8 protein-coding genes and 1 tRNA gene are annotated in these 9283 nt (G+C 72.5%); 6 read left to right on the forward strand and 3 right to left on the reverse strand.

Annotated features, from left to right (window positions below):
• Both N865_RS23150 and mscL read left to right on the forward strand, forming a co-directional pair.
• On the forward strand, positions 1-295 hold a 295-nt coding region (locus N865_RS23150), incomplete at its 5' end, for a hypothetical protein (RefSeq protein WP_034810211.1).
• Positions 296-535: 240 nt separating this feature from the next.
• Positions 536-919, forward strand: coding sequence for a large conductance mechanosensitive channel protein MscL (mscL, locus tag N865_RS20900; RefSeq protein WP_034810212.1), 384 nt, complete (start codon positions 536-538; stop codon positions 917-919).
• 110 nt (positions 920-1029) lie between these two features.
• On the opposite strand, the gene N865_RS20905 is transcribed toward mscL, so the two are convergent.
• Positions 1030-1464 (reverse strand): tetratricopeptide repeat protein, encoded by a 435-nt coding sequence (locus N865_RS20905; protein WP_034810213.1) that lies wholly within the window; start codon positions 1462-1464, stop codon positions 1030-1032.
• A gap of 36 nt (positions 1465-1500) precedes the next feature.
• Positions 1501-5865, reverse strand: coding sequence for an AAA domain-containing protein (locus N865_RS20910; protein ID WP_245603861.1), 4365 nt, complete (start codon positions 5863-5865; stop codon positions 1501-1503).
• Between the two features lie 52 nt (positions 5866-5917).
• On the opposite strand from N865_RS20910, the gene N865_RS20915 reads away from it, so the two are divergent.
• Both N865_RS20915 and N865_RS20920 read left to right on the forward strand, forming a co-directional pair.
• The gene (locus N865_RS20915; protein WP_034810214.1) at positions 5918-6229 is read left to right on the forward strand and encodes a hypothetical protein; all 312 of its coding nucleotides are present in this window, start codon (positions 5918-5920) and stop codon (positions 6227-6229) included.
• A gap of 192 nt (positions 6230-6421) precedes the next feature.
• Positions 6422-7834 (forward strand): NAD-dependent malic enzyme, encoded by a 1413-nt coding sequence (locus tag N865_RS20920; RefSeq protein WP_034810215.1) that lies wholly within the window; start codon positions 6422-6424, stop codon positions 7832-7834.
• A gap of 46 nt (positions 7835-7880) precedes the next feature.
• Here the strand turns inward: N865_RS20920 and N865_RS20925 are convergent, their stop codons facing one another.
• The gene (locus tag N865_RS20925) at positions 7881-8507 is read right to left on the reverse strand and encodes a TetR/AcrR family transcriptional regulator (RefSeq protein WP_211244945.1); all 627 of its coding nucleotides are present in this window, start codon (positions 8505-8507) and stop codon (positions 7881-7883) included.
• A gap of 103 nt (positions 8508-8610) precedes the next feature.
• Between N865_RS20925 and N865_RS20930 the strand changes: the two genes are divergently transcribed.
• Both N865_RS20930 and N865_RS20935 read left to right on the forward strand, forming a co-directional pair.
• On the forward strand, positions 8611-9024 hold the full coding sequence (locus N865_RS20930) for a VOC family protein (RefSeq protein ID WP_034810216.1): 414 nt from the start codon (positions 8611-8613) through the stop codon (positions 9022-9024).
• 155 nt (positions 9025-9179) lie between these two features.
• Positions 9180-9255, forward strand: a tRNA-Arg gene (locus N865_RS20935).
• Positions 9256-9283 lie beyond the last annotated feature (28 nt).

Consider the following 9283-nt stretch of genomic DNA (forward strand, 5'->3'; position numbering starts at 1 on the left):
GCAGCCGACGGGCCGGGTCGCGATGAGCGTGCCGGTCCTCGACGCCACGAGCGCGGGCGCGCGGGCCGGGTCGCACGTCGACCTCTACGCCACGGGCACGGGCGCGCTGGCCGCCGAGGACGTCGTCGTCCTCACCGTCCAGAGGCCCACCGGCTCGGGCTCGGCCTGGTCGTCCGAGGGACCCTCCTCGGTCACGCTCGCGCTCGACGCGTCTGCCGCCGCCCGCGTCGCTCAGGCCCTGAGCACGCTGCAAGCCGGCGAGACGTTCGTCCTCGCCGTCCGCCGGGTCGGCTGACCCGCTCCGAGGAAACACCGAGTCAGGCCCTCGCGATCCGGTTCTCGGCCCACCGCCGCGAGTAGGCTCCGACACACCGGCACCAGCAGCCCCGAGGGTCCCACCGATCCCCAGCACGTCGGGCGACCGGACCGGTACGTGCGCCGATCCGAGCAGCGGCCGTTCCAGGGGCCCATGTCCACGATCGGCCATCCGCCCGCTCATCGCCCACTCGGGGGCCAGACAGACAAGGACGTGCTCATGCTCAAGGGTTTCAAGGAATTCCTCATGCGCGGCAACGTGCTCGACCTCGCGGTCGCGTTCGTCATCGGCGTCGCCTTCACCGCCATCATCAACGCCGTCGTCAATGGCCTCATCAACCCGCTCGTCGCCGCGATCTTCGGCAAGCCCAACCTCGCCGGGGTCTGGAACTTCACGCTCAACGGCGCCCACTTCTCGATCGGGCTCATCCTCGCGGCGGTGTTCAACTTCATCTGCGTCGCCGCGGCCATCTACTTCCTCATCGTCCTGCCCGTGAACAAGCTGAACGAGCGGCGCATGCGCGGCGTCGAGCCCGAGCTCGAGACCCCCTCGCAGGAGGTCGTCCTCCTCACCGAGATCCGCGACGCCCTGCGCGTCCGCTGAGGCCAGGCCCGACCCACAACAGCGCAGTGCCCGGTCTCGTCGTGGACGAGACCGGGCACTGTGTGTCGTGGCGAAGGACCCCGAGCCGGTCGGTTCGGTGGTCGGCTGCCTCACTCCGAGCGATCCACCGGTGAGCCGTACGCGGAGGGTCGCTCGTAGTCGCCGAGGATCTCGGCGAGGGCGAGCGGCCGGGCCGCCTCGTCGTGGCGACCGGCCCGCTGGAGGGTCCGCCCGAGGAGGAGGTGGGCGTAGCCGTCGGTGGGCGCCTCCTCGACGATCCGGACGAGGACGGTCTCGGCGCGGGTGAACTGCGCCGAGTGGAAGTACGCGCGAGCCAGGAGCAGACGCAGCTCGGTCGTGCCGTGGAGGATCTCCGCCTCGACGACCATCCCTGCGTCGGACCCCTGCCCCGCTGCGAGACCGGTCGCGGGCTCGAGCTCGTCGACGAGCTCGGCCAGCGCCGTGGCGGCCGCGCGGAAGTCACCGCGCTCGAAGAGGCTCTGGGCCCAGGACAGGCGCAGCGAGAAGGGGGTCGTGGTGTTCATGGGGTACTCAACACGCTCGGCCACCCCCACATTCCGTCACTCGTAGTGCGGCGGACGCTGCTCCTGGAGCCACCGGTCGCGGTCGCTGCCGCTGCTCGGGCGCTCGCCCCAGCCGAGGTCGGTGTCGTCGCGGCTCGAGCCGGGCTGGTCCTCCGCGACTGGGCTCGTGCCCTTGCGGAACACCCGCCGCCGCTTGCGCTTCTGCGGAGTCGAGGCCGCCCCTGCAGTCGCCTCGACCGCAGCGCCGGCGTCCGTCTCCTGAGCCTCCGCCGAGTCCGTCCCCTGCGGCGCCGCCTCGATGCCTGACGCGGTGTCAGCGACGTCCTCCCCCGCGTCCTCGGGGCGCTTCGGCCCCGCGCCGGCAGGTTCGTCTGTCACGGCACCATCCTCCCGTATGCCGCTCTCCCCCGGTGCGGCGCCGCCTGACGTCGCGGGGTGGCCGGGCGCCCCCGGGGTGCCAGGCGTCGTGGGGTCGCCGACCGTCGCGGACGGCTCGGCCGTGTCGACGGCGGCCGTGGTCCGGATCGCTCGGGCGATCGGGAGGATCCGCGCGATCTCCCGTGCGGGGTCACGGAAGACGTCGGTGCTCCAGACGCGCACGTGGATCCAGCCGAGCCGTTCGAGCTGCTCGGGGCGCAGTCGGTCACGGTCGCGCGTGCCGCGCAGGGCGGCATACCGGGGGCCGTCGGTCTCGATCGCGAGCAGGGCGCGCCCACGGTGGTAGGGGTCCTCGACGGCGAGGTCGATCCGCTGGAGGGCGTTGCCGAAGTCCTCGTGGACGACGAGGCCCTCGCGCCGCAGGCGCTCGGCCAGGTCGTGCCGCAGGGGGTCCGCCGCGGCGGGACGGGCCACCACGCGCGAGGGTCCGGGGAGCGCGTCACCGCGCGACTCGGCATACGCGAGGAAGTCGCGGAGCATGAGCGCGCCGGTGGCCTTGAGCCGGCCCGGGTCGAGGTCGCTCGCCCGGAGGGCGGAGACGACCGTCATCCGCACCCGCGCGCGCGTGATGGCGACGTTGAGCCGGCGCTCGCCGCCCTCGTTGTTGAGCGGGCCGAAGCGGTGCAGGACCCGGCCGTGCGGCGTCTTGCCATAGCCGACGGAGAGGATGATCGCGTCGCGCTCGTCGCCCTGGACCCGTTCGAGGTTCTTGACGAAGAAACGCTCCTCGCGGTCTTCAGCGAAGAAGTCCGCGACGTCGGGCGCGATGCGGAGGGCGGCGCGCACGGCCTCGTCGAGGCGCTCGGCGTGCTTGATCCCGAGGGCGATGACGCCGAGGGACTCGTGGGGCCTCGTGCGCGCGTGCTCGAGGACGAGCTCGACGACGCGGGTGACCTCCGTGTCGGTCGTCTCGATCGCGTCGGCGCCGGGCTGGACCACGGCGACGCCCTCCACGGGCTCGAAGGTGACGGCCGACTCGAGCGACGTGCCGGGGAAGGTCGTCAGCGCTCCGTTGTACATCGTCTCGTTGGCGAAGGCGATGAGGCGCTCGTCGCGGCTGCGGTAGTGCCAGGTGAGGCGGCGCGTCGGCAGGGCCGCGGTGAGGACGTCGAGGATCGACTCGAACCCCTCGGTCAGCGTCTCGTCCGAGGGCGCCGACTCGTCGTCGGAGACGACGGTGAAGAAGTTCGTCGGCGGGAGCTGCCGCTCGTCACCGGCGACGACGACCTGGCGCGCACGGGAGATCGCCGAGATCGCCTGGGCGGGCTGGACCTGCGAGGCCTCGTCGAAGATGACGACGTCGAACCAGCGGCCCGGGGGCAACGTCGACGCGACGACGAGCGGGCTCATCGCCCAGCACGGCTTGATGGCGGTCAGCGTGGCCGACGCCTGCGGCACGAGGTCGCGGAGCGGCTTGTGCCGTCGGGCGCGGCCGGCCTCGGCGCGGACGAGGGCCTCCTGCGCGGGGTGGTCGGCGATGACCTCGCGCACCGAGCGGGCGACCGCGGCGCGGACCCGGGCGACCGTGGCCTGCTGGTGCGCGTGGTCGGCGACGACGAAGTCGGCGACGTCACGGCGAAGCGCATCGCCGTTGTGGGCGCCGTAGGAGGGGTCACGCACCGTGATCTCCTGCGCGAGCGAGGCCCACCAGACGTGCTCGACCTCGGCACTGACGTCGTCGGTCGCGACGCCGCGCGCGGCGAGGTCGTCGACGAGCGCACTGAGCCCGATGGTCCGCAGCTCGTCGAGCGTTGTGGTCACCTGCGGGAGGACGGCGATCCGCTCGGGCCGGCTCGCGAGCTGGGCGAGGAGGTCGCGGAGCTCGCCGAGGGGGATCCGGGTCAGGTCGCGGCCGTCGCGCCCCGGACGGAGCCGCTCCCTGAGCCAGTCGAGGTCGCTCCGCAGCCCGGCGAGCAGCTCGAGGCCTTCCTCGAGCCGCGGGGAGATCTCGGGGCGACCGCCGCCGCCGACGAGGGCGTACCAGTTCTTGCGCTGCTCGGCGGCGGCGACGAGCTCGTCGTGGAGCCGCTCCGGCGGCCGACCCGGGCGGAGCAGCCGCTTGGTCTGGCTGCGGACCCGCCAGCGGGTGAACCACCCCATCGAGACGGCGTTGGCCTGGCGCCACTCGCTCGTCGCGGTGGCGGCGATGGGCTCGGTGAGCGGGACGTCGAAGACCTCCGGCCGGAAGACCTCGAGCGTGTGGTGGACGCGGGCCATCGTGTCGAAGGCGGTCGTCCAGTCGGCCAGCGTGTTGGCCTCGGGCACGCGCGACTCGGCGAGGATCGTGTTGAGGTGCCGCGTCAGCTCGTCGAGGGCCGCACCGCTGTAACGGCGGGTGACCTCGAGGGCCTTGCCGGCGTCGTCGCTCGTGAGGATCCGGGCGCCGTACCAGGGGTCGTCGCCGTCCTGGGTCCACGCGCCGAGCCCGCAGACGTCGCGCAGGCGCCGGCCGATCTCGACGACGCGGGTGCGGCTCAGCGCCGCGAGCGCGGCGCTGTCGAGGCGCACGTGCGAGGCGGGTGGGGGCGTGCGCCCGGTGAGCTCGACGAGGGACTGCTCGACCTCGTGAGCGGTCACACCCCAGGGTTCGCGGACCCGGTGCAGGGCCTCGACGTGGCGGACGAGCCGGGCCCGGTGCTCGACGAGGGCTGCCGTGGCGGCCTCGGCCGTGCGCCCCCCGAGGGCAGCGGAGCCGGACTCGGGGTCCTCGTCGAGGGCGGCGTCGAAGGCGGTGGCGAACTGCCGGGCCACCGCGCGGCGGTTGGTCGTCCCGTCGTAGGCGTCGAGGACGAGGTCGCCAAGGCCGAGCCGATCGAGACGCCCGAGCACGGCGTCGATGGCCGCCCGCTTCTCGGCGACGAAGAGGGTCGACTTGCCCTCGGCCGCGAGGCTCGCGATGAGGTTGGCGATCGTCTGGGACTTGCCCGTGCCGGGCGGGCCCTTGATGACGACGTGCGCGCCCGCCCGGACGGCGTCGATCGCGGCCCGCTGCGAGGCGTCGGCGTCGAGGACGAGGTGCTCGTGCTCAGGGTCGGCGTCGGGCTCGTTGTCGGGGACGCGCATCCGCACGGCGGCGAGCGCGCCCTCGTCGCCGGCGAGGGCGGCGACGACGTCATGGTCGGCGAGCGAGTCTCCTTGCAGCGCAAGGTCGGCCACCATCGGAAGCTTGGCGTAGGAGAACGTGCCGACAACCATTCGCGGCGTGATGGTCCACTCGGGGACCGCGCCGCACACGTGGTCGAGAGCGGCATACGCCGGCGTGGGGTCGAAGGCCGACCCGACGGTCGCGAGGTCGGCGAGCGACTCGCCGTCGACCTCGATGCCCTGCTCGGAGCGGAGGTACTCGCGCAGGACCGGGTTGAGCTCGACCTCGGGGCCGAGGTCCACCTCGAAGTCCTCCTGCGCGGCGCCGGTCGGGCGCAGGACGCACGACCGAAGCAGCACCGGGGCGGCCGGGGCCCGGGGGGCGCGGGGAACCGACCACGTCGCCATGCCGATCGCGATGAAGCCGGCGGCGATGCCGCGCTCCTCGCGCAGCTCGAGCGCCTTGGCGCGGATCGCGCGAGCACGCCGCTTCGCGTCGTCGAGGGCGGCCGGTTCACGGACGAGCTCGGAGAGGCGGGTGGGCTTGCCGGCGAGCAGCTTGGACACGCCGCCCGGGTGGGCCGTGGTGAGGTCGAGGGTGCCCGCCGGGAGGTCGCGATACCACAGGAGGGTGTTGCGGCCACCGAGGTCGACGAGGGTGCGCTGCCAGCTCTTGACCGCCGCCGCGACGCGTTCGGCCCGCGGGTCCGCCGACACCGAGCCGTTCGACGGCGCGCCTGTCGTGGGCCCTGTCGTGGGCCCGGTCGTGGGCCCGGTCGCGGGGCCCTCCATGGGGCCCGTGGATGCCGTGCCGTTCGCCGCCTGGCCGGTCGCCTGGTCGGTCGACGGAGCGGTGTGGGGCTGGGCGGCGGTCCTCATTCCTGCAGGCTAGCCAATGCGGTCGCGGACACCTCGGCGACAGACCGAGCGGGTGGGGACGAGCCGCAACCCGGGGTTGGCGAGCGTCGGGCCGGCTCGCGCTGGGACGCCCGAGGGCAACGAGGACGTCGAGGACGTTCTCCACGGCAACCGCACCCAACGGGATGTAGGGGAGGGCGGCGAGCACGGCGTTCGCGAGCGCGAGAGCCCGCCCAGCGGCATACGCGCCGTGACGACTCGACAGGGCGTGGGCGCCCCCGGCGGCAAAGAGCCAGCCGGCGACGTCGGGCAGGAGGTCGAAGCCGTCGACCGAGACGTCGACGGGGACGAGGCCGAGCCCCAGCGCGACGGAGCCGTACGGTGACATGGCGGCAATCCAGGGCTCGTATGCCGCTGGGCTCGCTGAGACGCGCAGGCGCGGTCCGCAGGCGGCCGGGGCCCACGGGGGCGGGTGGCCCCGGGCGTGCTCAGCCGATCGGCGTGTGTGGGGCCGCTGAGGGGGCCGCGAGGTGGACGATGTGGGGATCAGCGCCGCAGCCGTCCCGATGGGAGCACCATGGCCACCCCGAGTCCCGGTTACTCGATCACGATCCGCGTCGAGGTACCCGCTGCGGCGACCTCGACGGCCGCGCTGACGGCCGCGGTCGCGTCGGCCGGCGGCGCGCTCACGGCGCTCGACGTCGCGGAGAGCCGCACCGACCGGCTCGTCGTCGACGTCACGTGCGACACGTCGGACGAGGCGCACGCCAAGCTCATCACCGAGGCGATCGGGCGGATCCCGGGCGCGGAGGTGCGAAAGGTCAGCGACCAGACGTTCCTGCTCCATCTGGGCGGCAAGCTCGAGGTCGTCCCGAAGGTGCCGCTCAAGCACCGCGACGACCTGTCGCGGGCCTATACGCCGGGCGTGGCGCGCGTCTGCCTCGCGATCGCGGCCCACCCGGAGGACGCGCGGCGCCTGACGATCAAGCGCAACACGGTCGCCGTCGTCACCGACGGGTCGGCGGTGCTCGGGCTCGGCAACATCGGGCCGCTCGCGGCGATCCCGGTCATGGAGGGCAAGGCGGCGCTCTTCAAGCAGTTCGGCGGGGTCGATGCGTGGCCCGTCTGCCTCGACACCCAGGACTCCGACGAGATCGTCTCGATCGTCAAGGCCATCGCGCCCGTCTATGGGGGGATCAACCTCGAGGACATCTCGGCGCCGCGGTGCTTCGAGATCGAGGCGCGGCTGCGTGAGGCGCTCGACATCCCCGTCTTCCACGACGACCAGCACGGGACGGCCATCGTCGTGCTCGCCGCCCTGACCAACGCGCTCCGGGTCGTCGGCAAGCGGCTCGAGGACGTGCGGATCGTCGTGTCGGGGGTCGGCGCGGCCGGACACGCGATCATCCGGCTGCTCCTCTCGCAGGGCGCCAGCGACATCATCGGGTGCGGGCGTCATGGTGCCGTGCACGAGGGCCAGGACGGGATGGAGCCATTCCGGCTGTGGATCGCCGAGCACACGAACCGCTCGCGTCGGGAGGGGTCGCTCGCGGAGGTGCTCGTCGGGGCGGACGTGTTCATCGGGGTCTCCGCGCCGAACCTGCTGACCGGCGACGACATCGCGACGATGGCCCCCGATGCGATCGTGTTCGCGCTGGCCAACCCGGTGCCCGAGGTCGACCCGCTCGTGGCGAGCGAGCACGCCGCCGTCGTCGCGACCGGCCGGTCGGACGCCCCGAACCAGATCAACAACGTGCTCGTGTTCCCGGGGTTCTTCCGGGGGCTGCTCGACGCCGGGGTCTCGGGGATCACGGACGAGATGCTCGTCGCCGCAGCGCACGCGATCGCCGGTGTGGTGACGGACGAGCAGCTCAACGCGAGCTACATCATCCCGAGCGTCTTCGACCCCGCTGTCGCGGCCGCCGTGGCGGAGGCGGTTCGCGGGGCGGCGAGCGCGGAGGGGGTCCACTCCCCCGCCGCCGAGGCGTAGGTCGGAGCGGGCAGACCGCAACCCCGCGTCGATCACCCCACGTCGATTACCCCACGTCGATGGCGGCCAGGCCGCCTCGCACGACGAGGTCGATGAAGGCTGTGTCGATAGGCTCGCGCGTGAACCAGCGACGGAAGTACAGCGGCCCGCGGAGGGCCGAGGCGACTGCGCTGATGTCCACATCGGGCGAGATCTCTCCTCGATCGACGGCGCGCTCGAGAGCCGCGCGCATCGGCGCGGCATGCCGGACCTGCAGCCGGCTGTGGACCTGGGCGATGTCGGGTTCGCGTTCGGCGGCGTCGATGATCGACGGCATGATCGAGGACCACTTGGCCGTGGCGAGCAGGTGCGCCAGCTCGGTCAGGATGGCGCGCAGGTCGCCTTCGAGCGAGCCGGTGTCCGGTGGCTCCTCGTCGCCGTCGGTCATGCGCAGGCACGCGTCGATGATGAGGGCGTTCCGGTTGCTCCAGTGGCGATAGATCGTCGTCTTCGCCACGCCGGAGCGCTTGGCCACGTCCTCCATGGTCAGCCCACCGAGGCCCGACTCGGTGAGCAGCTCGAGGGTCGTCGTGAGGACACGTTCGCGCGACTGGATCACGCGGGGGTCCGCTGAGTGAGTGCCGGTCGCCTGCACCTGCGTGGCCGCACCGGTCTTCGCCGTCTCGCCCGTCACGGTCTGCTACCTCCCATGATTCACTGCGCTACGCTACTGTAGCGTAGCGCATCGTGCCGGATCACCGGGGCCGCTGCCCGAAACCAGAGAGTGGAGAACGTCCATGAACCTTGCTTCGGTTCGAATCATCACAGCCCACCTGGACACCATGGTGGCCTTCTACGAGCAACTGACCGGTGCCCAGGCCACCCGGCTTGCCCCGGTCTTCGCCGAGCTCCGCTTCCCGTCCGGCACGCTCGCCCTGGGCGATGCGAGCACCGCGGCGTTGTTCAACGATGCCGCCCGGCCGGCCGCCAACCAGACCGTGATCATCGAGTGGATCGTCGATGACGTCGACGCGGAGTATGAGCGGCTCAAGCCCATCGTGAGCGAGTGGGAACAGACGCCCTCCCAGATGCCGTGGGGCAACAAGTCGATTCTCTTCCGTGACCCGGACGGCAACCTCGTCAACCTGTTCACGCCTGTGACCCCGGAGGCGGTCGCGCGCTTCAGCGAGGCTCGTGTGGATTCGCGCTGACGCGGGCGTCCGGAGACTCGGTGACGGCCGTACGCGAGGACGCCACGCCAGTCCAGTACCCTGTCCCCGTTGGCCGGCCCGACAGGGCCTCGTTCAAGCGGGGGTTACAGCGACTCTTGCTGCGAGGCTTCCGGCTAGGGCTTCAGCCATGCCCCGCCCTCGTAGCTCAGGGGATAGAGCACCGCTCTCCTAAAGCGGGTGTCGCAGGTTCGAATCCTGCCGGGGGCACCAATGTGATGTCCCGAGACACCGTTGACAG

This window comes from Intrasporangium oryzae NRRL B-24470, from assembly GCF_000576595.1.
Classification (GTDB): Bacteria; Actinomycetota; Actinomycetes; order Actinomycetales; family Dermatophilaceae; genus Intrasporangium_C; species Intrasporangium_C oryzae.